Origin of the sequence: Proteiniphilum sp. X52 (assembly GCF_003712195.1) — a bacterium.
Classification (GTDB): Bacteria; Bacteroidota; Bacteroidia; order Bacteroidales; family Dysgonomonadaceae; genus Proteiniphilum.
On record NZ_RDSD01000005.1, the window covers coordinates 73,864 to 99,595 of the forward strand.

Sequence of the window (25,732 nt, forward strand, 5' to 3'; positions counted from 1 at the left end):
AGAACCTCCGGTGTTATGCCGTATCTGACCCCCGAAAGTTGAACAATGAACTTTTTGGGGGTTTATTTTTTTTCTTCTTGCCTCTTTTTCTCCTCTTTTCACTTCCCTTCACTTCCTTTCTTTGCACTTCCCTTCTCCTCCTTTCTCCTCCCTTCCCTTCTTTTCGCCTTCTTTCACTCCCTTTCACCTCTTTTCCACGCCGCTCAACCTTCAGCCGCCACTTTTTTCATGCTCAACCGGATCCGCTTGCGCTCCAAATCCACAGACAACACCCTTACTTTTACATGCTGGTGGAGGGAAACCACATCGGCGGGGTTGGAGACGAAACGGTCGGCCAGTTCAGAGATATGTACCAGCCCGTGCTCCTTAATACCCACATCCACGAAACAACCGAAATGGGTAATATTGGTGACGATACCGGCTAGTATCATTCCCTCTTTCAGGTGGTTAATGGCCCGGATATTGGGGTCAAACTCTAATACCTGCACCGTGGCGCGCAGATCCCGCCCCGGTTTCTCCAGTTCCTGCAATATGTCGGTAAGTGTCTCTTCACCAACTTTTTCTGTTTTATATCGGTTGATATCTATGGTTCCGATGAGCGGTTTGTTGCGGATTAATTCTTTCACCGTGCATTGCAGGTCACCGGCCATCTGTTCCACGATCGTGTAGCTTTCGGGATGCACGGCGGAGTTATCCAACGGATTTTCCGCATCCGGAATGCGAAGGAATCCGGCGCATTGCTCAAACGCTTTTTCTCCCAGGCGGGGTACTTTTTTCAGCTCCTTGCGCGAGCGGAAAGGCCCGTTTTGCGTGCGCCAATTCACGATATTCTGTGCCAGCACATCACCCAACCCCGACACATAGGTGAGGAGATGCTTGCTGGCCGTATTGAGGTTCACTCCCACGAGGTTCACACAATTTTCCACGGTTTGGTCGAGAGATCTTTTCAGCTTTGTCTGATCTACATCGTGCTGGTATTGGCCCACCCCGATTGATTTGGGATCGATCTTCACCAACTCTGCCAGCGGGTCACTCAACCGCCGCCCGATAGAGACGGCACCCCTTACGGTCACATCATATTCGGGGAACTCTTCACGCGCTATCTTCGAAGCGGAATAGACCGATGCGCCGCTTTCACTTACTACGAATACCTTCACCTCTTTTTCGTAACGCAGGTTGGTTATAAAACGTTCCGTTTCGCGGCTGGCGGTGCCGTTCCCTATGGCAATGGCATCGATCCGGTAGGTGGAAACCATTTTCACCACTTTACTTGCCGATTTGGTGAACTCGTTCTGTGGAGGATGCGGATAGATGGTCTCGTTATGCAGCAGATTTCCCTGTTCATCCAAACAGACTAACTTACAGCCGGTACGGTATCCGGGGTCAACACCCAGGATACGTTTCTGCCCTAAGGGAGGAGACAGAAGTAACTGGCGCAGGTTTTCCGCGAAGACGGCGATGGCCGCTTCATCGGCCTGTGCCTTGGAAAGATTGGCAAACTCCGTCTCTATGGAAGGTTTCAACAGGCGTTTGTAACTGTCGGTCACCGCGTCCTCCACCTGATCGGCTGCTTCAGTGTCATTTTTCGCATAGCGAGGCACCAGCCTGTCGAGGCATTTCTCATCGTCGGGAGAAATAGACACACGCAGAAATCCTTCCGATTCACCGCGGCGAATCGCCAAGATTCGGTGTGAAGGACAGCGGGATAAGGGTGCGGAAAAATCGAAATAATCCCGGTATTTCTCTCCTTCCTCTTCTTTTCCCTTCACCACTTTTGACGTGATCACCGCTTCACGCGCAAACATATTTCTCAGCAATTGACGCGCATGCCCGTCTTCGTTCACCCATTCGGCAATGATATCGCGCGCGCCTTTCAAGGCAGCTTCCCTATCGGTTACCTTCTCATTGAGATACTGTGCCGCTTTCGCTTCGGGTGAACCGGGGTGTTGTGCCATCAGCCATTTCGCGAGGGGTTCCAGCCCGTTCTTGCGGGCAATCTCGGCGCGGGTCTGCCGTTTCGGTTTATAGGGCAGGTAGATATCTTCGAGTTCCGCGCTGTCCCAGCAATCAGTGATCTTTTTTTCGAGTTCGGGCGTTAGTTTCTCCTGCTCGGAAATCGACTTGAGTACATATTCCTTTCGTTTCTCGAGTTCTGTATACTTTTCATTCAGCTCTTTGATATTGGCGATCTTCACCTCATCCAAACCTCCTGTCACCTCTTTGCGGTAGCGGCTGATGAAAGGGATGGTGGCACCTTCTTCCAGCAGTTTGATACTGTTCTCCACATTTCTGACAGGAATATTCAGTGATTTGGAAATGAGTGTATGAATAACTGACATCTGTAATCGATTTATATGCGCTACAAAAATACAAGAAATTTCTCTATCTTTACCTTTCTAAACAATAACTGCATGGCGAAACTGAAATCTGTCTATTTTTGCTCCAGTTGCGGGTATGAATCTCCCAAGTGGATGGGGAAATGTCCCGCTTGCGGCGAATGGTCTACTTTCATAGAAGAACTGGTCCGCAAGGATACCCCTTCCAAACAGGAAGATACCCGTTCCTTCAGGGAAGTGAAAAGCGCACCGGTGACGCTGAGCGAGATCAAAGCCGACGAACTGCCGAGAATCGATATGAACGACGGGGAGCTGAACCGTGTGCTGGGAGGAGGATTGGTTCCCGCCTCCGTTGTGCTGATCGGGGGAGAGCCCGGCATCGGAAAATCGACACTGGTGCTCCAAACTGTTTTGAAGCTCTCTGGCGTGAAGTCTCTCTATGTCTCGGGTGAAGAGAGCGCAGGTCAGTTAAAGCTGCGTGCCGACCGGATCGGTATACAAAATGATGATTGTCTGATCGTGTGTGAGACTAACCTCGATGAAATCTTCAAGCATGTAAGGAAAGTGTCGCCGCAATTGTTGATCATCGACTCGGTACAGACCATTTACAGCGAGGCGCTGGAATCGTCTCCCGGCAGTATTTCACAGGTGCGCGAGTGTGCCTCGTTGCTCCTCAAATTTGCCAAACAATCAGCTACGCCTGTCTTACTTATCGGCCATATCACCAAGGAGGGCAGCATAGCCGGCCCTAAAATACTGGAACATATGGTGGACGCGGTGTTACAGTTTGAAGGCGACCAGCATTATATGTACCGTATCCTTCGCGGCGTCAAGAATCGGTTTGGAAGTACGGCGGAGTTGGCTATTTATGAGATGAACCGGTCGGGATTGCGCGAGGTGACTAATCCGTCGGAGCTGCTGCTTACCCGGAACCATGATGGCCTGAGTGGTGTGGCTATCGCCGCGGCGGTTGAGGGTGTTCGTCCTTTTCTGATCGAAACCCAGGCTTTGGTAAGTAGTGCCGCGTACGGTACGCCACAACGTTCCGCTACCGGATTTGATATCCGGCGGATGAATATGCTGTTGGCTGTGCTGGAAAAGCGGGCAGGGTTCAAACTGGCACAAAAAGATGTGTTTCTTAATATTGCCGGCGGTTTGCGAGTAAGCGACCCTGGTATGGATCTCGCGGTGATCAGTGCTGTGCTCTCCTCCAGCCTTGATATGACAATCGAAAACCAGACCTGTCTCTGTGGTGAGGTTGGTTTGTCGGGCGAGATCCGGCCTGTACATCGGATAGAACAGCGTATCCAGGAGGCCGAAAAACTGGGCTTTTCCCGTATTCTTGTGCCTTTCAACAACCTGAAAGGATTCAATAAGAAGATGAAGATCGATATTCAGCAGGTGAAAAGGGTGAGTGACGCTTTCAGGCTGCTTTTTTCTTGAAAAACCGGATTGACCGGGAAAGATTGATCGGGGAATGGAAAAAGAGGGGGAATCTTTTTATAAGTCAAAAAAATATCCTACCTTTGCAGTCTCTTTGAGGACAATTGGTACCTTGGCCGAGTGGTTAGGCACCGGTCTGCAAAACCGTTGACGGCGGTTCGAATCCGCCAGGTACCTCCATCGTCACGGAACCGGTGAAATTGACAATAGCCGGTTCCGTTTATCTTTTAGATAATCAGGACTCAACCCGTAATCGAAAAACACATTATTGTCATAACTATGTAGACCGTTTGCCCACCGGTGCAAAAAAACTACTCAAAAACATACCGCTATGGTAAATCTGAAGATATACCTGCGCGAATACAAAACAAGCAATGAAGGTGTTGTTTGGTTTGACTTCTATGTGAACCGTGGCCGTGTTCACTTCTCCGCGAAAGTAAGATGTGCAAAAAAGAATTGGGATCCGAAAAAGATGCGTATAAAATCATCAGATCCTGATCATGAAGACAAGAATCAGCTTATCGAGAACATCCGTGCCCGGATCAATAATGTGTTCGTAACATACCGACTGAAGAATAAAAAACTTACCCGTGATGCTTTTCTGCGAGCGTACAACCGTCCATCCGACTATGCCACATTCTTTGATTTTATCAAAGCAAATAAACGGAACCTCAATTTCGGGAACGAACTATCGACTATCAATACGCATAACGTTGTTATAAAGAAGGTGCAGGAGTGGCAACCCAATCTCCATTTCGATGATATCACAGAGGACTGGCTACACCGGTATTACATACATCTCAGGAAGAACTGCGGAAACAACGATAACACAACTGGTAAAAACATGGCTATTTTCAAAAAATACATATTAGCCGCTTGGAAGATGGGATATATGGATGAAAATCCTTTTGTGAATTTCAAAATAAAACGAGGAAAGGCAAGTTACACCTATCTCAGGGAAGATGAATTGAAAATATTGATGGATGCCTATAAAACCGGTGTTTTTGAGTCGAAATACCACCGGACACTGGAATTTTTCCTGTTCATGTGTTTTTCATCGTTACACGTCACCGATGCCCGGAACCTGTCTCTTGAACAATTCACGGAGGAATCATTTGTTTATTATCGCGTAAAGAACCGGAATTCGAAACCTGAACCCATTTTGGTGCCGGTATCTGAAACATTGAAAATGATTATCCGGAATGTGGTTGGCCTACGAAAGAAAGGAAAGATTTTCCAGGATCTCCCGGCCGATCAGACCATGAACCGGTACCTGAAAGATATTGCTGCAGAGTTGGAGATCCGAAAGCCGATCACCCACAAAGCCGGCCGACATACTTTCGCCACTTATTTTCTGGCAAAGACAAAAGATATCACGGCACTGCAGAAAATATTAGGCCATAGTTCGCTTTCTGAAACAATGATCTATGCCCACGTGCTGGATGAAAGTAAACAGGAAGGGGTTAAATGTTTTGATGGGTTTGCTCATTGAAAGAACAAATGTCCGGCCAGCGTGGCTGCGTTCTCTTCACGGGTGACACGGATGTACTTAAAAAAAGAACTCTCACTCTTATGGCCTGTGATGAGCATTATTCGGTACGTTGGTATATTCTGAAGAAACATGTTTGTTGCGAAACTCCTGCGGGCTGTGTGCGATGAAACCAATTCCCATTTAGGGATTTTCTTTCGAATCACCTCGGTTCCAACTGTTCTCTCAATAAGCTTCAGGCAAAACTCCTTTTACAATCCTATTCCTTACAGCGCCGCCATCATAATACTTTGCAATAATATAAATCGTTCCGTCTTTATATGCGAAGGCCTTCATATTATTATCCTTGAAATTTTCAGGTGCTTTGAATGCGGCGTCAGTTTCGCGCCAAATCTCCCAGAATCTAACGCCGTCATAACTGATATGCACTAATCCGGATTGGTCAGGGGTTCCGATATTAGAGTATAATCCAACCATTGGGGAGCACACAATAACCGGATAAGCTGAATTATCATCCATGACCCTTGTCATATGTCCCATAATGTGAGTAATTGTCCGTTCGTGACCACTATAACCGGTGCTTGAGTTGGTTATTTGCAAATCATATCGTTTAGCTTCTTCAATGCAATCAGCTTGACTGCCTGAAATCATGTTACGATTAATTCGGTTGAATCTCCACATACCATTTGGCTGGCTGTCCGTTCCCATTAGAATACCTGTATCTAATGCATGAGCAGCGCAATATTTCATTGCCTGATAATTCCCGACAGTAAGCATCTTTTCCATATATGTCGTAGAGAGATGGGTCCACGTCACACCTTCATCATCCGAATATGAAATTACTTGTTGATTGACAGCGCTTTCTCCGGGAAACACCCATAACCTGCTCCAATAAGGGTCTATGGTGCATCCGTGAATGTGTTGATAATTAGTTGCCGGAACGCGATTATTTGAATTTCCAAATTGAGTTTCAATGTCGAAAATAGCTGAAAACGTTTGTCCGAAATCTTTCGAATAATATACGTAACTATTCTCAAAAGTTGTACCTGAAACAGAATATTCTGAAACAAGAACTTGATTCCCAACTACGTGAAACCCCCAAGCATCCTGAGGTGCATTTCTTTTGCTTTGCCATGCCTGTTTTATTGTAAATGCTACTGGCGTATTGGTCATGCTTGCCGTCTTCCATCCTGCAGAAACATAAACGCCACACCGAGCATCTATTTCACCACCGGTTAAAGCATTTCCTCCCATAATAACTAATTCGCCATTTTGCATTTCTCTAACGCCGACAATACCTGCATACACATTATTGGTACTTATTTTAACGATGTTTCCTGAAAGAAAATCACCCCAATTGTTGGCGCAATACAGTCCACCATAATCGGAGCCACTACAGTATATTTTTCCTGTATATTTTCCGATATGCCATATTTCGGGCTTGCTCAGATAAGTATCAGTAACAACGACTTTCCCTATCGGTCGCCTTAAATCACGATTAATCGGCTCATAATCTTTCATGTAAGTGTTTACATTGTCAATCTTCACCGGATTGTCAACTATTTTTCTGACAGAAAAACTGCCAATATTTGCCACTTTCACAGACGGTTTATGTTTTTGAACCCATTCGACAGATTTAGCCAAGATGCCTTCATTTGACACCTCGTAGAACGAAGAGGTGCTGCCTTTTATCAATCTTAGATAAAAAGTTGAAATGTCAGCTGTCAAGCAACTCACTCTAATATGCGTTGCTTCTTTGAATGCTTCACGATAACCAACATAAGGCATTTTACGATGAAAAATAGGAGTTAAGGCGCTCAGATATCCTGCAGTAGATGCATTTTTATAAAATAGAATCGGGCAATAGCCCGTTGCAAAGTTGGTGATCGACGCCCACATTTCTATCCTGTCAACTCCACTAATGTCTAAATAGTTGCTTGAAGTATAACCTGTTACGACAGCTTCCCCTCCGCCAAAATTGGAAATTGCTCTATCGGGAATATTAACTTGATCTTTTGAATCAGTAATTATTTCTATCCCGTCCAGCGAATTCTCTACTTTATCCAAATCTGTTGACACGGTTGATACCGATTGTATTGTTTCAGATAAAAGTGCAGGATTAGATATGACTTGGATTAAGCCCCTAAAATCATTAATCGCGACATCTGTTAAAACTACATCATTGAGATAAACCTTCGCCCCTGTTGACAATGCTGTCGAATTAATAGACACATTCAACTTGACCTGTTTAGTTGACGAATCATAAGCATTGACTATTGCTTTTATTCTTGAACCACTTTTAGGAATCGCTCCTATAAGCTGATTTATCATCGCTGTTCCGGCTGAGTTATGAAATGTCAAAGTAATACTTGATTCATTACCAAAAACAGACGCTCCACGCATTGATATGTATTTACCTGCTTTCCATCGATTTGGGATATTTAAAGGAATAATTGCTGTTTTATTACCGCTCATTCCGGCTGCTTTTGTAAACACAAGGCTTCCATTCTCGATAGTGAATCCATCAGGCAATGTTGGGCTATTATTTGAAAAATCAACACGTTCAAAAACAGAATGAATAATATTTTCAGAACTCACCTTCTCGCCCGCTAATTGAACTATTTGTTCATTAGTTTCCTCCAGCTTGGAATCGACAGTTTCTAATTCGTTTTTAATCTTCTCGAAATTGCCGTCAATCACAACCCGGGCATCGGAGCCAGTACCGGATTGTCCATCCCAAGGTTGTATTTGTTCTAATTCAATTGCCATATCTCTTATGTAATTTAATCGTTAGTACTCTATTTTAGTTTGTAAAATTCCCCTTCAATGACTTCATCCATGCCGTCACTGGTGATGGTTTTATGAAATTGGTAGGCGCGGTAATACTCACCATTGATCACGAAAATATCAGTGATATCTAGGTCACGCATGGGACGGAAGAAACGGAAACGATAGCGCTTCGAAGGATCTATTTCTAATTCCTGCTCATAAAGGTGTCTGTTGAGATGGTCGAGCGACAGGAGATTGTCCACCTGCGGGGTGGTTGAAACAAGCGTGTGAAATCCTCCGTCGGGGTAGATATCTGAAACCGAACGGGTATAGGGTTCCGGAAGTCCTTCCATCGATACGAAAGCACCCTTAACTTCAGCATTCCTGTACCCGCTGTAAAGTACGATTTGCATTACTTCGCTGGTCTCCTTATCTCCGGTGATTGATGACGGATCTTGTATTGCGTCGTCTACCGGCATGCTATGCTGGGTATCATCGATATCTGTCAACAGGATGGAAGATTCCCGGTTGACCGGTACCATGGTGTAAACCCAACTGGATGTGGCGTTACTCGACCGATCGCGTACGTAGAACGTGATCAGCTTCATTTCGGCCGGCACGATATCCAGCGTCTCGTCGGCGCTGTCGGTATCGGGGTTGTTCTGTAACATTGGGTATTCATGCACGATTTTGGGCATCCCTCCCTGCATGATCAGCAATGGATCTGAATTATCAAAATAATAGATCCACGACGGATTGCCATTTGCCATCAGTGCTGTAACCGCAGCTTGTAATGTGCCGGCGCTCATCCCTACATTCGGGAACTCTTCCAAGATCTTTTGATCGATGCGGGTATATTTATATCCGTCCGTATCCGGAAGGTTGTATTCGATATTCCGCTGGCGGTTCATCACCGGATCTTCTTCCTCTGAGGCACCGGAGAAATCATCGAGTACTTCCAGTTCGGTATAGGTCGGGTTCTGCGAATTGCGATGATTGTAGCGGATATCTACCACACCGGTTATGGAATTGTAGATGAACCGGCAGTTCTGCCAGATCTGTACCTGTTCGATGAATTTCTTTACAGTCCAGTCCGGAAGCATGTCCGAGTAATGTAATGATGTGGCGCCGTTCACGATGATGGCGTATTTATACACCGGATGTTCCGTAATCTCATTTACTCCCAACTGGAATCCCAGCGCGTTGATTATCTTTTTTACGATCGCGGATAGATAAGGTTGCGGACTGTATAATACCTTCTTGATACGGAGATCTCCGTTCGCGAACATGCCATTTAGATTTACATTCTCTCCGTCCAAGCCATAGGTAAGCAGATGCGTCGTACCGTTCCACACATAAGTGAGCCGGTTCAGCAGGTCGCCATCCACCAACTGAAATCCCGCGAAACTGTAAGTAATATCCGGATTATAGACCATCAGCAACTGAAAATCCACTTCCGGATAGGTTTTGTCGAAGTTCGATATAATTTCGCCTGGATTGATGACAGCCGTTCCAAGGTTTAGGTGGCGGAGTTCCAGATCTTCACTTATCGCATAGGTGAAGATGCTATTTTTAAAAACCAGTTGGAACTTCACCTCTTCGTCCGAAAACTCCAGTATAATGCATTTTCCGTAATACTCAGTAGCATCGACCAGCAATTTGCAGTCAAGTGATTGGGAGATGTCTTTTTTCGAATTGGTCCGATGCAGGTACCCGAATATATAAGCGTTTGCCGGTTCCAGTAACGAACACGTGATGTCAAGCGACGTCTCCCCGATCGGGTTGATGAAAGGATTCCCCTCGATCACTTCCGTGCTGAATTTATCCGGAAGCGTCACCTGTTCATTATTGACAAATAATTCGGTCATAGTTCATAATCTTTGATGTCGAAACTCACACTCAGGCCGTTCCATCCGCCGAATTCCTGATATTCGTATTCCGTGTGGAATGCCTTGGCCAGCTCATTGTCGGTACGGCAGAAATCATTGCCCATCAACCGGTCGAGCAATTTCAGTTTGAATGCCGACGTGATCAGCTGCAGCTGGTTGTAATGATCCAGTTCCTGCTCATCGCTTTGCGAACCCGGATCCACTTTCTCTATGATGTAAAAAAGCATTTTATTAATTTCCCCGTAATTGTCACCGCTCACAATATCGGTATCGGCACTCGGCATCCGGAATGCCAGGATCACTCCCGGCTTGTCTTTTAGTTTATTGACCAGGTGCTTTTCCGTGGGAGACACAATAACCCGTTTCACTGCGAACGGCAACAGGTCATCATCCAGTTCGCTGTTCACCTCCGCGGCCAATTCGCTAAACGTATTTCTTAATTCTTTAATTCCGATCATTTCGTTTCAATTTTTCAAACATTTGTTTGTCGTGCAGCAGCTTCATCAGTACGGGAAATAACAGGGCCTCTTCCGTCTGCGATACATTGCCGAACGTGCCGCTGTCAGCCAGGGTAAATACGATGCTCATCAACCCGATGGCCTGATCCTTTTCCGCTCCATCGGTGGTATCGTCCCGCTCAAAAAGAGATTCAAAACTCAGCGTATTACCGTCGATAATGAAAGGGCCTCCCTCTATCAGGTACCGGTTGAAATAGGCAAACCAGAGGTACACACCCCATTTCAGGTATTCCGGAACCTTTTCGAAGTTGCGGGCGTACCGGTCGATTTTGTGCTTCGAAAAATTTTCCCGCATGGTGATCCCCTCCGGATTGAGTTTCTTCAGTGCCGGCTTCCGGTACAGGATCCCGCAAAGGGCATCAAGGAAAAAGAGATCTTTTTCTTGTGAGTACCGGTTCATCATATCCACGGCTGCCTTGTATTCACCAAACGTGAGGTCGCTCCCATGGCTTTGAGGGCCAAGGTAACCGGCAAGTTCCGGAAGCAGGTTATACGTTGTCTCGAAGTTCAGTAGGAAGTTATCATCTTCATCCCTGGCAAAGATCCAGTCCATGGTACCGGCCACATCGTTCACCAGTTTGTAATACTGGGTGCGTTTATCCGGGGCGATGAACTGCTTTTCACCGAGCAAATAATCGGCGAACTTCAGCAAAAGGTCGTGTATAGTCACTTCATCCGGTTTCGCTTCGAACACCAGGCGCAACAGGTATGCGAACTGATCAGGTGCCAGCTCCTCCCACATCTCCGGTATTTCAAGTATTTTACTCATTCGCCAAACAGTTTTCTGCTTTTGTTTTTAAAGGTCTTCCGGATTTTCATTTGGTATACCACCTCCCAGTAGTCGATCAACTCACGGGCGTCCTTATCGGTGATGTGGTCAGTCAGACTTCTCATCAATTGAAAGATGGAGTAGTACCAGGCAATTTTTATCAGGAAAAAAAGATTGATCTTCATCGTTATTCCAATTTTCAGGGTAAAACTTAAATAAGCGCCTCCGTTATTTTACTTTTTGCCGGATAAATAGAATAGCCGCGACTGCTATCACTAATCCGACGATCACCCACACCCATTCAAAGCCCTGTACCGGCCGGCTGTCTGCCTGCGTATGCGATTTTTCTTTCACCACGACAGAGCTGCTGTCCCGCTCTGTTTTTACCGTTTCAGAGCCGGTCACGGAAATGGTCTCGGAGATGTTGTCCCGTACAGCCACGTCAGCGGATCGTCGGTCCCGCCATTCTTCAGATACTCTTCGTACAATCCCGGAAGAATCGTATTCGGTCGTTCGGATGTAAGATCGTTCGGCTTCGGATCTCCGATCTTCTCCACGATTTGTTTCTCTTTGTTCAACTCGTGATGAATCCACAGATCTCTCAACCCGTTCAGTTCGTGTTGCAGTTTCTTCCACTCTCTGGAGGCTTTTCTTTGCTCGACAGCCGTTAAGACCAATACCAACACAAAGAGCAATCCCAATACAGTATATAAAAGCATAATATCTCATTTTTTATTGATTATCTCGATTTCAGATTTTTTGCCACTCAGTATTTTTGTGAGCAGGAGTTCATATTGCGTAGAATTAATCACCCCGCCTTTAACTTTGTTCTCACCTACCAAGATGCACCCGAGGGTATCTTTCGGATAATTTCCCCGGTGGATCCTTATCCCGGTGAAGTGAGGGACACCCATCAACAGCGGAAGGTTCCGTTTGAATTTCGGCGACCAGGTAACACGTACCTCATAGGTTCCGGCCGGAATAGCTGTTTCACCATATACTTTTTCTTCACTGGCCAGGTCACGCACACGGTCCTCCAACGTATCGCAAAAATATTTATCATCGATGAATAACCGGCCGACGGTGTACTTATCACCAAAAAAGAATCGTTCTAATCTCAGTTTAATCATTTTGATAATCCTTATTATTTTTGATTCCGATCATATCTTTGAGCCGGCTGAATATCTCCGTTGACAAGAGATCGTATATGAAATTGATTGCGGCAGATTTAGGATATACCAGCCGTGCATTCCGAAAGATATTAGTGAGGTAGAAATAAACGACAATATAGGTAAGCCATTTGACAGCAGTAATACCGATATCGGCATCTCCCATCAGTCTCGCACCATAGTCGAGAAACACCACGCATACCGCGTAGAACAACAGTTGGGTAAAAGCGTTGAATGCTTTTTTCAGGCTGAACGGCGCCCGGTTCACATGCACATCGGTAATGATCCCGGAGATGATGTTGAACATGAAAGCGATCATCAAAAAGATGAGCGCGTGTTTGACCGGAGAAAATACGGAGAACAATGCCGTGAGCAATAGCCAGTAGAATTCTTTAATTCGATCGAGGAAGATATCCATGCTGTAATCGATTTTCATTTTTATTTCAAAATTAGCTTGGCATGGACACAAAAAAAAGGACATTGGAAATGCCCTTTACAAACGCGCGTTTTTCATGATGCGGTCATACAGCTCATTCTGTCGCCGCGCTCCTTGGGTACCGTGGATCACCGTATATGTTTTGATAGGAATATCCAATTTTTCTGTAAAACGGTCTACACTATCCCGTAATCGGTTCAAAGTTTCAATTGTTTCCAAATCCGCTGACGGAGCGGGTGAATTGTCAACCGCCGCCTGTCTGGCCGGTGCATTGTTTGCCAGTTTTGCCCGTTCCAGGATCTGTGTGGTGTTCAGCATCCGGATGGTACCGTTCTTTTGGGCCACATCGAACACGTCAAGGAAACGTTTCACATGCGGGTTTCTCACGGCATCGGCCGTATTCACGAACTCATTGCGGTGCACCACACCCGCCTCGTCGCGGTCATCACCCCGGCCGGTATATCCTCCGGTACGATATCCTTCTTTGGCCGCATCCCGCTGTTGTTTTGCCACGGCGATCTGGCTGGCACCATACGCCACGGCGGCAGCGGCAGCCACGGCACCCAACGCCGGACCTACCACGGGGATTCCCGCCATCGCTTTGAATGCTTCCATGGCGCTCACAGCGGTAGAAGCAATTACCTGGGCGACGGTGAGGATGAATTGCTTATCGGCATACTTTGCCCGGACCTCGTGCAGTTTCTTTTCCTTTTCTTCTTCCAACTGCTGAACTTTCCGACTGTTATTCCCGGCCGCCTGGATCATTTTATTGTAGCGACGTTCGATAGCCATTTCTTCAGCTCTGTTGAAGTTGACAGCGGCATTAATAATATTTGCTCCGGTCTCGGCGATTTTTGAAGCCTCTACACCCCACTTATCAAGAAAATCATTGAGCCACTCTACGTTTAGACCGTAGAGAAACTCATATAAATCCGTGTACTCATCGCCAATACCGTCCATAATCTCACGTCGGCGCTCTTCAATTTCTTTTAACCGGTCCTCTTCTTCTTTTGCTTTGGTATCAGCAGCATCCTTTTCAATTGCGGCGATCTCTTCCTGGTTTTTTTTCTCGGCTTCCTGTTCGAGTTTGTACCGACGGTTAGCTTCAGCTATCAACCGGTCGGTGATCTGCATATCGATATCAACCGTGTCCTGTCCATAGCTTTCATACAGGGCTCTCATTTCAATGAGATGAGCCGACTCCTTTTTATATGATTCATCCCTGAATTCTTCTTCGGTAGCTTCTTTCTCCAATAAACCCTGTTTTAATTCGAGGATTTCTCGTTTCTGATTTTCTTTCAACAGCTTCAATTCTTCCTGAAAGGGATCTTTTTCTTTTTTGTCAGTTTTTGTTGTTTTATTATTGCCATCGACCGTTTCTGTGGTGGAAGCAAATCTGTTATTATAGACACGTTGTGCAATTTCAAGGTATTCGCTCGCAGTTTCTTCATTATTTTTAATCCATGTTTCTAGCTGGATCTTATCCATTTTATTGAAATTATTCTGTGCTTCCTTTCTCTTCTCCAGATCCTGAAGCATTTGTTCAGTGGTTTGTCCCGATAGATCCTGAATTAGTTCTTCCAGACCCAGTTTTTGCTGTCCCAACTTTTGTATCTCTGCCTCTACCTCCCCGATCGTGCTTGGATCAATCACGTATGAAGGCTGTGCAAATGTACCTCCACCGGGGATCGCAACCGTTTTCCCACCTGCTGCCTGCTGTTTATTCAATAATTCCAACTGCTTCTCCACTTCTTCCAACTCTTTTCGGTATTCTCGGAGTCGGTCTCTGTTAAGCACTTCCAGTTTGGCTTTCTCCGCCTCAATGAAATCATATACCTTGTCAGTATTGATCGAGAGTATATTACCGTATTTGTCAAATTCTGATATTACACCCGGAATGGTTTGCGAAATAGTCTGCATGATCCGGTTTAGTTCGGTTTGTTCTTCGGTTGACAATATAGATTTTTCCTGCAATTCTTCGTAACGTTCCAAAAGAGGGAAAAGATTCACATTCAGATCAGCTACTTTGTTAATCTGATTATCGAAAGCAATAGATGCCTTTTCCTGGCCTTGTAACAACTTTGTCAGTCCTTCTGCAAATCGAGTAGTGAAGTCATCCCATCCTGACCGGAATCCGACAAAGAAATTGCCCACCGCCAGCTGTAAATTCTCCCATGCCACTTTTTTCCGGGTAGCAGCATCGGCGGCCGTATCAATGGCGGGGCCCGCTTTCTCCATTTCACCCTCAATGATTTTCCCGACAGCTGCTACAAAGTCACCTGTCTTTTTCACTTCTTCCTGCAGGCGAACGGCAGAGATTCCCAGGTTATCGAGAATGAGCGGTGATTTTCGGCCGATACCGTTGATAATAGACTCTACCAAGTAATCCACGCTCTCACCCGTATCACGGGCTCGATTCTGGGCAAATTCAAGCAATGTCCCGAGTTGTTTGAGCGGAATATTAAAGTTTTCGGCACGAACAGCCGATTTCATCAAAGTTAGATCGCTCACTAACCCTTTGGTCTGCCTCCGCAACGAATCAAGGTAGTCCCGGTCGGCAATCCTTTCAAACGCATGTTGAATGCCTTGGGATGCGGCAGCCATCTGTACACCTTCACGGACAAAGTCGCGTGCTTTCACTGCCAGATCTTTCAACATCATTGCTCCTTTGGTTAACAGGTTTCCGGCAAAAACACCTTTCAGTACGGTAAGGAATCCACCTTTACTACTGGTATTATTCAGTATCTTTTGAGTATCTCGAGCGCTTACGTTTAATTCCTTAAGACGCCCATTTATAGCTTCTAATTGTTCACGGTATTGTTTATATAACGGACTGTCGCCCGGAAGGCTCTGAAGGATAGCGATCAGTTCCCGTTGACGCCTACGCAATTCTTTTATAGAACTACCTGTTAATCCTATCGAATCAGTTAATTTATCATACTCCCGGATTAACCTTTTAACCTGAAGTTCCTGTTTGGAAGTATCCTCTCCTTCCTTTTTCAGTTTTCGTATTTCTTTGTTCAGCTCCTTTACTTCCTCATCTATTTCACGCATCCGTTTGCGTGCCTGATCGTTGCCAATCACGATCTCCAGTTGTGCCCGATCTATTCTCAAACTCATAGTGATGTCTCAATTTTATTTGTAATTATTTTCTTAAGGCGTGCCAACTCATAATCAGTAAACTCATACATTAAAATCCCGATCAATCGGTTCAAGCTTCCGTACACGTTCTTACTATACCAACTCACATCTTTTGGCTTTTTCTTCATGGTATTTTCCTTAATTCCCCATATCAATTGGTTGGTATTCGTTTCCATTTTAGAGGGCTTTTTTTTATGCTTCCGGATTTCAATGAAACGACCGTAGTCAAAGAAAGAGATACGAAGACCTCTTTGGATACCGCGTTTGAAAGTCTCGTAATCCAGGATGTCATGTAAATCCCCTTCAAAGATTATTTTTTTCTTCTCAAGGGTATCCTGCAACAAATCCACCACGAACTCTCCATGTTGGCTCAGGACTTCTTCCTGGAACAGGAATTCAATATCTTCTCTTGTCGGTTCCGCCATATCTGTATTTTTTATTCCGGTTCATCCAGCCAGTGGCCGCTATCCATCCAGATGCCTTCGTCATCCCATACGCCGTGTTCCAGAATCCATTCCAGGTACCTCATATAATCCCAGGTGTCGTTCTCGTCGGCAAAACGGAAAGTAAACACCAGTGATTTATTGATTCCTTTCAACCGATTGATGCTGTTTTTCGATTCCGTCACAAAAACCTTCCGGGGTGTGCCGTTCACATAGATGTACACATCGGGGCTCATGAAGAGATCCCGCCACATCAGGTATTCATCCCGGAGGAATATCTTGCCGGTACTGGCCTCAAAAGTTTCATTCTCCCGCTGGTTCCACTTACGTGAAATATGGTGCACTTTACCTTCTTCGAAAGAGGCATTGACGTTCTGGATCACCTCACCGCGGATATACAATGTTTCTGGAACACCGAAACTGTTCATAAATACCAGTTGGGTGAGGTTAGGGTAGGTGCTCCGATCGATCAGGTATTCCACGTTGTAGCTGTCATTGCCTACCCGGTAGAACAGGCAGTTGTCCGACGCAATGGATGGGAAGTAGCTTTTGATCCGACTGAAAGATGTGTCGAATGCGAAAAATCCGGTCTTACCGGATTCTATCGACACATAAGGCGTATTCATTATCTGGCCGGAGCTATGCAGGTAGTACATCCGGGCACTGACCTGGACACCGGTATTTTTAAAATAGTAGGTCAAAAACTCCTTGCCTCCGGGCATGGTGATTTTTTTCAGGTACTGTGTAGTGAGGAAGAGATCTCCTTTGAATTTTTCGGCCGGGATGTTCGATTTCATGCGGCTGTAAATCACATCGCAGCTTTTGGTTCCATCCACTCCCAGGATGAACTGGAAATTCTCCTTAATTTGCGTGTTCTCGCCACCGATCACCAGTTCCTGGTTCTTCCTGCGTAGATACATCGACAGGATCTCTTTCAGCCCTTTTATTTCTAACCTGAAGTTGTAAGGCTTGTAACTTTCACTCAATATCGTGTTCCCCGCTTCATTTTTGATGATGAAATCTCGTGGGTCTGATACCGGTGATGCGTAAAGATCCGGGAACATGCTGCTCAGACTCACTTCCGGGAGACCTTGCAATGTGCCCCACCACGATGGCGGCGGAAGAATAATAATAGGATCGTCCATAACTACGTTTTCAACATTTTCACACCTTCATGTATTTGTTTCTCGGATGATTGTTCGGAAGCAACGGGAATAGGATCCCCTTCCCGTTCCGTTCATTCTTGAAATCGGCGATGGCCTCTTTTCCCTGTTGTTCCAGGTCTCGCGAAAAGGCAAATATTTCTTCCATGGTAGCCGGATCCGATGCGTTCATCGTCTGCTGTTCGGCCTTGAAATTCCTGATCACGCCGAACGGGATGACTGCCAGCGGCATCCGCCGTAGCGCGATGCTCATGGCCAGCAACGGGATGGCCGGATAGATCCATTCTTTCAACTCCTCCTCTTCGGGCGTGAGTTCCGGATCCGTGGTTTGACCTGAATATTTTTCATACAGCTCTTTACCCAGGGTGGGACGGATATATTTCCGTTCCACATCCCGTACGAACGGGGATATCATCACGAAAAAACGGCTGGACCTATCAATAGGATAATAGCTGTCGAACTCTTCGGCCGACCGGATCAACTGCTTTTTGATGGCCTTCCGCGTCGGAGTATCCAGCCATTCCGCGATCTCCTTTTCATCCATCCAGTCAATCAAGCGATCCACTGCACGGTAGTAATTCTCCATTTGGATCTCATCATCCCGTTCCAGTTGCCATTGCCATGGTAACTTTTCTTTATCCGGATCCATTTTCACTTTCCGGCCGCTATCCTCATGGCTGACGTCGTTTTTCCGGTACATCATGAACGTGGCATAGATGGCAATCGGCAATTGCACCCGTTCCAACAAATCATTCTCCAGTTCTTTTTGCTCCGGAGTGAGATCCTGATCCGGATTCTTATAATGATCTTCGGCACGTTTGAAAACATTCCTACCGATGATTTTTATCAGCTCCTCTTCCGCCAGGACAATGTCCTGTTCAATCTTGGCGAAGTCATTGTTCGCATAGTAGTTGCCGGTCAGTCGCCGCAACTCCTCATTCCCTTTATTGTCTTTATTGAAAATCATGATCGTAGAAATTAAATCTGGTTTGTCATCCGGTCCCCGGCGCTCACGTTGTTCTCCTTATTCACTGCCAGGCGGTATATCCCCATGTCGATATTCTTCCCCGGGAAATTGATCCGGAACGCACGGTTGATAGGTTCAAAGACTATATCTTCAGCGATCTGCGTATCCGCCGCATAGAATATTTTCAGCGCGTAAATCATTTGGCTGCCGCTGTCACCCTTACCGTCAATGATAATATTTGACAATGCAGGATTCAATCCGAATCCGGAAGTGGTTGAGCTGTCTGCGATATTGGAGATCTTACTTTGCGCTTCGATAAACTTGTCGATGTTCATTTCGATCTGTTCTACTTTCCAGACGCACCTATTGCCTTGGTCATCCGTAAAGTCGATACTCTCCAGGAACTTTCCCGTATTCTTTTTCCCGGAGAGCACTTTCGCAATCGTTTCGGTCAGTTCGTCCCGCAACTTCTGCATGCGGATCTCGATCTCTTTTTCGCTTTCCTCCGGATACTGTTCTACCAGTTTATCGTACTTCTCTTCCCAGTACTCCCGTGGAACATGTACGTGGTATGCTGCCGCGATCATGTTCTCCGTGAGATACTGTATGATCTCCGGAAGATCGTTTGCCCGTTTCACCCATGGCACGGCACCCAGAAACGATGCCACGCTGTAATATTTGTGTCCCCAACTGCGGAGCGAATGGTAATCCATGCACACCGGATATCTTCCCGGATCCTGCATGTTGAACCGTGCGTATTTCTCCAGTTCCTTGGGATAATTGCTCTCGAAATTCCCAATGTAAAAAGTATCCACGTCATCCAGCGACTTGTCTTTCCCCGGATAACCCATCCGGCAATCGGTGGAATGCAATGCCTTTATCCGGGAGATCCACGGTTTGCCCAGCCGCCGGCTACGTGCGGAGTGGTACCGTGCAAAAAAACCGCCGGAATGATTGAACTCGATCAGCGCGTCACGCACGTATTGGCGGTAATCCCATGAATCCAGCCACGCCTGGATCTCCTTGTCCTCCGTCCATTCTTTCCGGATCTCGTTATTCTCCAGTTTCAGGGAATAGAGAAACGGGCCCTGGCCGTATTGCAATCCCAATTTCCGGGAGAGGATCCCCGGCGCGAGGTTGTTTTTCTCCAGCAAATCCCGCATTTCGGCCGGCATATTGTTATTGTAGCCGTATGGCACCATCTCCACACCTCCATAGATTACCTTCTCCTGTTCCCATGGTCCGGTAAATTTACTCGACGGCGCATAGAAGGTATATTCCGTGTCAAGGCCGGTTATCGCATAAACTCCCGTCTGGACTTTCGCAAAACTCACTCCTCCTAAATGCTTTGGTTTCTCGGGATCATATCCGGAGCCGGAGCGGTTTTCTGCCGGGATCATTCCCTCCTGTTTTGATTCACTCATGATTTATGTGATTTAATTCAGTTCCAATTTTTCACCATTGAACTCCATCAGGAGCGGCTGATAGCAACGTTTCGTCTCGTTCGTATCGAGATCGACGAAATAGAGCAGGTAATCTTTCCACGGATGTTTATCATCCCGATTCTGGGGTGCCAACCGGGCGCGCCTCACCTCGCTGATCCCGTGGCTTTTTCTTTTCGTCGCGCTGAACGTCATGAAAGCAAAGGAGAAACACTCTCCCCTGTTACTTAATTTCCGCATTTCCGCAATCGCTTTATACAGATCCATCTTTTTTACATCAAAATTAGTTTGATCGACAGCGGGAAAAAAGGACAAAAAAAGCACCCACCGAAAAGAGTGAGTGCCTATTAAAAAAACCGCCCCCGATAATCGGGAGCGGCCGTCAGTGAAATTACATAAGTGTATTAATCAAACGAAATTCACTTGACTCAATTCATTTGCAAAACGATGGATCCCTGTTTCAATTTTCTGGATCGTTTCCGGACGCGGTTTCTTTACCCCGTTCAAATAATGGCTTAACTGGCGTTGATTGATACCGGTAATTTTTTCCAATCCGGATAACGAAAGCATATCCGAATAGTGAGCTAAGAACGAAGCGGCATCATATTTAAACGTAAATTCTAAATCCCCAGGAAACTCTTTCCCTTTTTCGGCGTATAAAGCTTTCATTTCGTCGGCCGATGCATAAAAGTCATCGATACACTCCTGTACGGAATGTCCTTCACCTAATAACCCAAACGATAATCCATACTCTTTGTCAGGATCTATAACAGCTTCAAAACGCTTGTCGGGACCGGTTTCAATAATCACATCTATTTTCATATTTTTTCCTCCGTTTTTTTACTCAGGGGTTAAAGCTTAACCCCTGAGTCTTTACTGATTGATTTCATTGTTCCAAACTTGGCTTCCTCCGATCTGTGATAGCTGAGCGGGAACTCTTTCCCGGTAATCGGACTGTACCATATCGGATGTCTTTTCCCATCACATAGCCAGTAACAGCCGGCTTTCTTCAGTTTCTTTTCAATCTCTGAGTACTTCATAATGTCAATGTCCGTTTGATTAATACCTTACAAAGGTAGTATATTTAATACTAATAAACAAGCAAAACCGGAACAAAAAGTATTATATTTAATACTGTTTAACAAGATACGGCCGACAAACTGCCGGCCGCTCCTCGTATCATTCATTACCTCCTTTTCTTTTTGGCATTGATATTTCACATTCTGCAATCTTTTGGAATAAATCGCTTAGGTCGTAAAGAAAAAAGTACATGTCAGAGGGTAATCCAAACCTGTGATGAATGCGTGATCTGTGATCGTCGTCAGTATCACTCAATATTGTAACCAGTGTACGAATAACGGAATCTATACTTTCTTTAGCATCCGATTGTTCTTTCAAGAATTCAAAAAAAGGCTCCACGTTCACCAATTTATTCGTGTATGGATTGAGAGCCATTACGGGATTAGGTAAATTGTCTTTCATCGCGACCTCCTTTCCCGGGTAACCGTAAAGTGAATATAATACTTTCCCGTCCAGCATGCAATGGCGTCCTCCCAATGGATTCGTCCCTCAAATTGCCTTACCGGTGTTTCCGCATCATGAACTTTGTCTATTTTGGCAAGGATCTCTTCTATTCTTTCCTTGAACTTCCCAAGTGTAGTGTCACTGAATCTCTCACGATAACGGGCAGGTATTCCGTTGGAGTTGATTTTTTTACTTTTGGATATTACCGGTTTATTTCCTTTCATACCGCACCTCCTTCCGTTTGCAAGGTAGTGGTGAAAACTCTGCCGCAATGGCGGTAAGTGAATGATGCCCGGCTGTTGCCACGGTTGAAAACTCCACAAGCACTAATAAGGACGGCTCCCCTGGGAAGTGTTGCCTGGGCCCGGTCGAAAAACCGGTCTTGTCTTTCTTTTTCTTTCATTTTTTGTAGATCTTTAAAAATGATTAGTATTAGTGCGGAAATAAAAAGAGGGTTCCGCTTTCCCGTTGATCTACACCTCTCAGAGGCAGCCGGTGCATTAGCAGCCGGCACGGGGGTCAGAACCCAAATATCATAAAGTATAGGCATAAAAAATGCCCGCAAACTGGCGAGCCTTACCCGCCCCTGAGAATGTAGATCGATGCAAATATCGGGATAATTTTTTAACCGGCAAAGAAAAAAACCGGAATTTTTTTTGGGGATAGCAAATATGGACTTACCAGTTTATTTCAACATTTCAAGTAAATCATGTTCTTCCAAGACCACAATGTCATCTCTCAGCCTCTTTTGCTCTTCAATTTTCTCCAATTTTGATGGTCCCGCATTTTCACCTATGATGACAATATTCGTTTTGGAAGTAATTGCTCCTCTTTTTACACCTCCGAGCCGAGTGAATATTTCGCCCAGATCGTCTCTCGAGAAATTATTGAAAACACCGGTAATCACAAATATTTTTCCTTTAAATATTTCTGGGTCTATTTTTCCTACACATTTTGAAACAAATGCTTCATTATAAGTATGCTCATTCACCACTGGGATCTTTTTCTCAATCGGATAAGGAGGTTCCATGTCTTTCATTTTCATAAAACATTTATAGGTAACCAGTACGTCGTAAAAAGCAGAATGTGCATTTTGAATAGTTATGTATTTATTGTTGTAGAACAGTTCTCCAAACAGTTCTTCCAACCGTGGATTCTTCCTTGTAAGTCCTTTACCATATGTGATGCAAAATTCTTTCCCATTCTCCATGGTGCAATAAACATCTTTTTCATTTAAAACACTGAATATAAATCCATGTCTATATAGATCAGCCTTCAATACCTCGATGTCAAATTTTGCGTTATGCGCAACAATTGTATCACAGTTTTGAATCTGTGATAGTAGAGATTCATAAATTGGTTTTGGATCCTCACCTTCAGCCAACATCTTTTCAGTTGTTATTTTATGAATATTGGTTGCTGATATGGGGATTGTTGTATCCTGTTTCAAAATCACGTCCTCTCCTTCAACTAACAATCCCTCTTCATCCACAAGGATCCAGGCGATCTGAACAATATAGGGCCAGTCCGCAATATTGTCGGGTTTGAATATTCTACTTTTTGATGGAATGCCTGTTGTCTCCGTGTCGAGAATCAGATATTTACCAATGTTGGTGGAACTCTTTTCGGGTACATAAATTGTAGTGTTGACAATAGATTTCTGATTGTCGAGTACCTGATCGACGGCATCAATGACACTCTGATCTCGAACCGGTTTCTTTCCATTTTTTTTGTCTGTTGTAAAAACTATAGCAATAGCCATAATTATCACTGCAAGAAGGATTAAAGCGAAAATCATAGTATAGATAGTTTAAGAATTAATTCTCCAGATTCTTCCGGTTTTCTGATCTTCTAACATGATGCGTCCACCTTTTCCGTTGTAATTGGTAGCATAGTATCGAGCCAAACCCTTTAACTTCTCAATACTATTTGCTCGCACTTGGCCAATAGCGTGCGGGTTGTTGTGATTGTAAATTAATACGTCGTATTTCATAGTAATAAACGGAGAAACCTCTCAAGCGTGTGCCCACCGGAATTGATTGCCGGAATCCGATTTTACGGATTACACGCCTGAGAGGCTTCGTTTTATTTTCAATTTCGTGGGCAATGGCAAAGGTAATAAATATTTGAGAAAATGAATTTTATCATGAATGATCAAGAGCTATTTTATTATTACTCCTTCATTTCTGTCAACTTTCTCCTGTAGTCGTGAAAAATGGATCGATATCTTTGTTAGCAATAAGTAATGTCCGTAGTTACTCAAGGTGAAAAGCCTTTTTGTTTTTAAATTATTTCTTTCTATTATTGTGTTTTTGCAATTATTGATTCGATCCAGAAAAACAATACCCTCATAATCCAAACCTTCTCCTGCTGGCAAATAAAGTATTTGAGTAATGTATTGTTTTCTTATTGATTCAATATGCTGATTAAGGCTCTCTTCTTGTTTATATTTATCAATTCTTTTTACAGCATTGATATATTTTTCAAGGTTGAATATTGGTGCATAACAAATGTGGGAAGGGAAAGCTCTTTCATTAGCCTCATCAATATCACAAGTGTTTGACAATATTATAGATGGAGTTTTTTTGATCGTTGTGTCAGGTAAATTAATAACAGGCAATTCCTTGATGGCATCACCTTGGAAAATTATGTTGTCATTTTGCAGTCTATTTGTATAAAGCGAACCATCAAGGATATTTGGGAAATCTGCAATTTCTCGTAGTAATTTTTTTGTAGATTCCTCTGATAGATATTTGGGCAGATATAATCTTATATCTTCATATATATTCATATCAAATTAAATCCCAGAAGTTTTCATTAACCAAATCTACAATCTCTCTATCTAACTCACTACTATTCGTAAGCAAATTAGAAACAAACTCATGCAAAATAGAAATATCAAACATATCGTCAGTTGCGCTTTTGTATGAAATAATCGAAGAAGACGTGTTCAATGATGCCGGGTTAATATTAACTCCTGTGGAGATTGATGCGGACAGGATTAGAATACTAAATCCTAAAGTAGTAATAGGATATGATTTCCGGCTGTTAATTGATCTAACTGACTCTTCATTATTGGAGTTCCTTAATACGGATGAAGTAGCAGGAAACATTGGAGTTAAATCTAGAGTTGAATCCATTTTACTAATTATTTAAAGCTGTTATACATTTCTCCCTCAGTCATTTTCTTGAATTTTTCACTCAAGAAAGAATGCGCTTCCTCTAGCCATGAAGGTAAGATATTAAAATCTGTAGAGCTGATTTTTTTTGAAACATTTGTTTCGATAACAAATCCTTCTTTATTGTTATATCCACCTCGGTTTATTATCACATTAAACAACCCTATCTCTTCGTTGTAGCCACTAGCGAATGTGAAAAATACCGGATTATTGTTTTTCTCGGGACGTATATTATGTTTAATGTCTAAATGTAACAGTTTGTGTAAAAACTCGAATGCGTCATGATTGAAATTAAATTCAAAAAAATCAATATATTTCAACCCCATGTTCAATAATGTATCCTTCTCAAAATCATAAGATTCTTTAAATACTTTTGTTATTTTCACTATTTCTTTTTCGAACTGTTCCCAGAAATAATGCGAATCAACTGTGTTGACGGATAATAACCCTGGTCCTATTTGATAGAGAGGGTATGATTCATTTTTACTGAATCTATAAACTGGTTTATTGGCCAAAATTTCTAACGGAATTTCTACATTTGGAGGTTGAACAAGCCTAAGACGATTAGGGTATTCACTTCTTAATTTCGAATAAATATCACCAAGTAAAAATTGAAACTTTTCTTGCTCCTTCCCATTATTTATAGGCCACGTTAATTCAAATATAACCTCTATAAGAGGAGCCTTAGGTAATTTACTCATAATATATCTATTCTTTATACTCTGAGAGAGAAAGAGTTATAACTATATTGAAAATGACGATTTAGTTGTGTCTACTGTCTTGTTACTGCGCTTTATGTGCTCTTTTGTGCAAAAGTAGCAAATTATTCATATGGTAAACAAAGTTTTGCTGTTAAAAGTTTAGTTTTAGGCTTGTTTTAGCCTTAAAACACCGATTTTTCACTAAAAATAGCCGATTTTCGCCTTAAAATGGTCGACTTTTGGCACTTTTTTCACGAGAAAAATTTGCAACATTTTGAAAAACAGTTAAAAAACCTGTTCAAAATGCGATTGGAGATCGCAAAACACGGAGTTGTGGCCGACCCGCTCTGCCCC

General features: G+C 44.1%; 29 protein-coding genes and 1 tRNA gene. 3 read left to right on the plus strand and 27 right to left on the minus strand.

The window, feature by feature from the left end; all coding sequences use genetic code 11:
• Window positions 1-13: 13 nt before the first annotated feature.
• Window positions 14-187, minus strand: coding sequence for a hypothetical protein (locus tag D7D25_RS18240; protein ID WP_221407961.1), 174 nt, complete (start codon window positions 185-187; stop codon window positions 14-16).
• Between the two features lie 16 nt (window positions 188-203).
• Window positions 204-2,339, minus strand: a complete 2,136-nt coding sequence (locus D7D25_RS05925) for a Tex family protein (protein WP_122968040.1) — start codon at window positions 2,337-2,339, stop codon at window positions 204-206.
• A 72-nt stretch (window positions 2,340-2,411) separates the two neighbouring features.
• On the opposite strand from D7D25_RS05925, the gene radA reads away from it, so the two are divergent.
• From radA to D7D25_RS05940, 3 genes are all read left to right on the plus strand, one after another.
• Window positions 2,412-3,779 carry a DNA repair protein RadA gene (radA, locus tag D7D25_RS05930; RefSeq protein WP_122968041.1) on the plus strand — a complete coding sequence of 456 codons (1,368 nt, stop codon included), beginning with the start codon at window positions 2,412-2,414 and terminating at the stop codon, window positions 3,777-3,779.
• A gap of 106 nt (window positions 3,780-3,885) precedes the next feature.
• A tRNA-Cys gene (locus D7D25_RS05935) sits at window positions 3,886-3,959 on the plus strand.
• A 151-nt stretch (window positions 3,960-4,110) separates the two neighbouring features.
• Complete coding sequence (locus D7D25_RS05940; RefSeq protein ID WP_122968042.1) at window positions 4,111-5,271, plus strand: site-specific integrase; 1,161 nt, start codon at window positions 4,111-4,113, stop codon at window positions 5,269-5,271.
• Here the strand turns inward: D7D25_RS05940 and D7D25_RS05945 are convergent.
• From D7D25_RS05945 to D7D25_RS06065, 25 genes are all read right to left on the minus strand, one after another.
• Window positions 5,265-5,474: a tyrosine-type recombinase/integrase gene (locus tag D7D25_RS05945; protein WP_255417212.1), complete on the minus strand. Its 210-nt coding sequence runs from the start codon at window positions 5,472-5,474 to the stop codon at window positions 5,265-5,267. The genes D7D25_RS05940 and D7D25_RS05945 overlap by 7 nt on opposite strands.
• A 19-nt stretch (window positions 5,475-5,493) precedes the next feature.
• Window positions 5,494-8,037, minus strand: coding sequence for a sialidase family protein (locus D7D25_RS05950; RefSeq protein WP_122968044.1), 2,544 nt, complete (start codon window positions 8,035-8,037; stop codon window positions 5,494-5,496).
• A 29-nt stretch (window positions 8,038-8,066) separates the two neighbouring features.
• Window positions 8,067-9,905, minus strand: coding sequence for a hypothetical protein (locus D7D25_RS05955; RefSeq protein WP_122968045.1), 1,839 nt, complete (start codon window positions 9,903-9,905; stop codon window positions 8,067-8,069).
• Entirely contained in the window at window positions 9,902-10,384 is a 483-nt protein-coding gene (locus D7D25_RS05960; RefSeq protein ID WP_122968046.1) for a hypothetical protein, read from the minus strand. Before D7D25_RS05960 ends, D7D25_RS05955 begins: the two co-directional genes overlap by 4 nt.
• On the minus strand, window positions 10,371-11,213 hold the full coding sequence (locus D7D25_RS05965) for a hypothetical protein (protein ID WP_122968047.1): 843 nt from the start codon (window positions 11,211-11,213) through the stop codon (window positions 10,371-10,373). The genes D7D25_RS05960 and D7D25_RS05965 overlap by 14 nt, the downstream gene beginning before the upstream one ends.
• Window positions 11,210-11,398, minus strand: a complete 189-nt coding sequence (locus D7D25_RS05970; protein WP_122968048.1) for a hypothetical protein — start codon at window positions 11,396-11,398, stop codon at window positions 11,210-11,212. Before D7D25_RS05970 ends, D7D25_RS05965 begins: the two co-directional genes overlap by 4 nt.
• A gap of 43 nt (window positions 11,399-11,441) precedes the next feature.
• Complete coding sequence (locus D7D25_RS17835; RefSeq protein WP_148038863.1) at window positions 11,442-11,654, minus strand: hypothetical protein; 213 nt, start codon at window positions 11,652-11,654, stop codon at window positions 11,442-11,444.
• Window positions 11,615-11,932 carry a hypothetical protein gene (locus tag D7D25_RS05975; protein ID WP_122968049.1) on the minus strand — a complete coding sequence of 106 codons (318 nt, stop codon included), beginning with the start codon at window positions 11,930-11,932 and terminating at the stop codon, window positions 11,615-11,617. The genes D7D25_RS17835 and D7D25_RS05975 overlap by 40 nt, the downstream gene beginning before the upstream one ends.
• 6 nt (window positions 11,933-11,938) lie before the next feature.
• A complete protein-coding gene (locus tag D7D25_RS05980) occupies window positions 11,939-12,340 on the minus strand; it encodes a DUF5675 family protein (RefSeq protein ID WP_122968171.1) in 402 nt (133 codons plus the stop codon).
• Window positions 12,336-12,818: a hypothetical protein gene (locus D7D25_RS05985; protein ID WP_122968050.1), complete on the minus strand. Its 483-nt coding sequence runs from the start codon at window positions 12,816-12,818 to the stop codon at window positions 12,336-12,338. Before D7D25_RS05985 ends, D7D25_RS05980 begins: the two co-directional genes overlap by 5 nt.
• Window positions 12,819-12,875: 57 nt before the next feature.
• Window positions 12,876-15,938, minus strand: coding sequence for a hypothetical protein (locus D7D25_RS05990; protein ID WP_122968051.1), 3,063 nt, complete (start codon window positions 15,936-15,938; stop codon window positions 12,876-12,878).
• A complete protein-coding gene (locus D7D25_RS05995; RefSeq protein ID WP_122968052.1) occupies window positions 15,935-16,384 on the minus strand; it encodes a hypothetical protein in 450 nt (149 codons plus the stop codon). The genes D7D25_RS05990 and D7D25_RS05995 overlap by 4 nt, the downstream gene beginning before the upstream one ends.
• Window positions 16,385-16,395: 11 nt before the next feature.
• Window positions 16,396-17,547, minus strand: coding sequence for a hypothetical protein (locus tag D7D25_RS06000; protein WP_122968053.1), 1,152 nt, complete (start codon window positions 17,545-17,547; stop codon window positions 16,396-16,398).
• Window positions 17,548-17,566: 19 nt separating this feature from the next.
• Window positions 17,567-18,532, minus strand: a complete 966-nt coding sequence (locus D7D25_RS06005; RefSeq protein WP_122968054.1) for a DUF6712 family protein — start codon at window positions 18,530-18,532, stop codon at window positions 17,567-17,569.
• Window positions 18,533-18,543: 11 nt separating this feature from the next.
• Complete coding sequence (locus tag D7D25_RS06010; RefSeq protein ID WP_122968055.1) at window positions 18,544-19,956, minus strand: hypothetical protein; 1,413 nt, start codon at window positions 19,954-19,956, stop codon at window positions 18,544-18,546.
• A 12-nt stretch (window positions 19,957-19,968) separates the two neighbouring features.
• Window positions 19,969-20,241 carry a hypothetical protein gene (locus tag D7D25_RS06015; protein WP_122968056.1) on the minus strand — a complete coding sequence of 91 codons (273 nt, stop codon included), beginning with the start codon at window positions 20,239-20,241 and terminating at the stop codon, window positions 19,969-19,971.
• 141 nt (window positions 20,242-20,382) lie between these two features.
• The gene (locus tag D7D25_RS06020; RefSeq protein ID WP_122968057.1) at window positions 20,383-20,796 is read right to left on the minus strand and encodes a helix-turn-helix transcriptional regulator; all 414 of its coding nucleotides are present in this window, start codon (window positions 20,794-20,796) and stop codon (window positions 20,383-20,385) included.
• Between the two features lie 29 nt (window positions 20,797-20,825).
• A complete protein-coding gene (locus D7D25_RS06025) occupies window positions 20,826-21,014 on the minus strand; it encodes a type II toxin-antitoxin system HicA family toxin (protein ID WP_122968058.1) in 189 nt (62 codons plus the stop codon).
• Between the two features lie 139 nt (window positions 21,015-21,153).
• Window positions 21,154-21,456 carry a hypothetical protein gene (locus tag D7D25_RS06030; RefSeq protein WP_122968059.1) on the minus strand — a complete coding sequence of 101 codons (303 nt, stop codon included), beginning with the start codon at window positions 21,454-21,456 and terminating at the stop codon, window positions 21,154-21,156.
• Entirely contained in the window at window positions 21,453-21,722 is a 270-nt protein-coding gene (locus D7D25_RS06035; RefSeq protein ID WP_122968060.1) for a hypothetical protein, read from the minus strand. The genes D7D25_RS06030 and D7D25_RS06035 overlap by 4 nt, the downstream gene beginning before the upstream one ends.
• On the minus strand, window positions 21,719-21,901 hold the full coding sequence (locus D7D25_RS06040) for a hypothetical protein (protein ID WP_122968061.1): 183 nt from the start codon (window positions 21,899-21,901) through the stop codon (window positions 21,719-21,721). The genes D7D25_RS06035 and D7D25_RS06040 overlap by 4 nt, the downstream gene beginning before the upstream one ends.
• Before the next feature lie 282 nt (window positions 21,902-22,183).
• On the minus strand, window positions 22,184-23,296 hold the full coding sequence (locus D7D25_RS06045) for an exonuclease domain-containing protein (RefSeq protein ID WP_122968062.1): 1,113 nt from the start codon (window positions 23,294-23,296) through the stop codon (window positions 22,184-22,186).
• Between the two features lie 363 nt (window positions 23,297-23,659).
• A complete protein-coding gene (locus D7D25_RS06055; protein WP_122968064.1) occupies window positions 23,660-24,289 on the minus strand; it encodes a hypothetical protein in 630 nt (209 codons plus the stop codon).
• Window position 24,290: 1 nt separating this feature from the next.
• The gene (locus D7D25_RS17840; RefSeq protein ID WP_148038864.1) at window positions 24,291-24,638 is read right to left on the minus strand and encodes a hypothetical protein; all 348 of its coding nucleotides are present in this window, start codon (window positions 24,636-24,638) and stop codon (window positions 24,291-24,293) included.
• A gap of 8 nt (window positions 24,639-24,646) precedes the next feature.
• A complete protein-coding gene (locus D7D25_RS06065; protein ID WP_122968066.1) occupies window positions 24,647-25,378 on the minus strand; it encodes a TIGR04255 family protein in 732 nt (243 codons plus the stop codon).
• Window positions 25,379-25,732 lie beyond the last annotated feature (354 nt).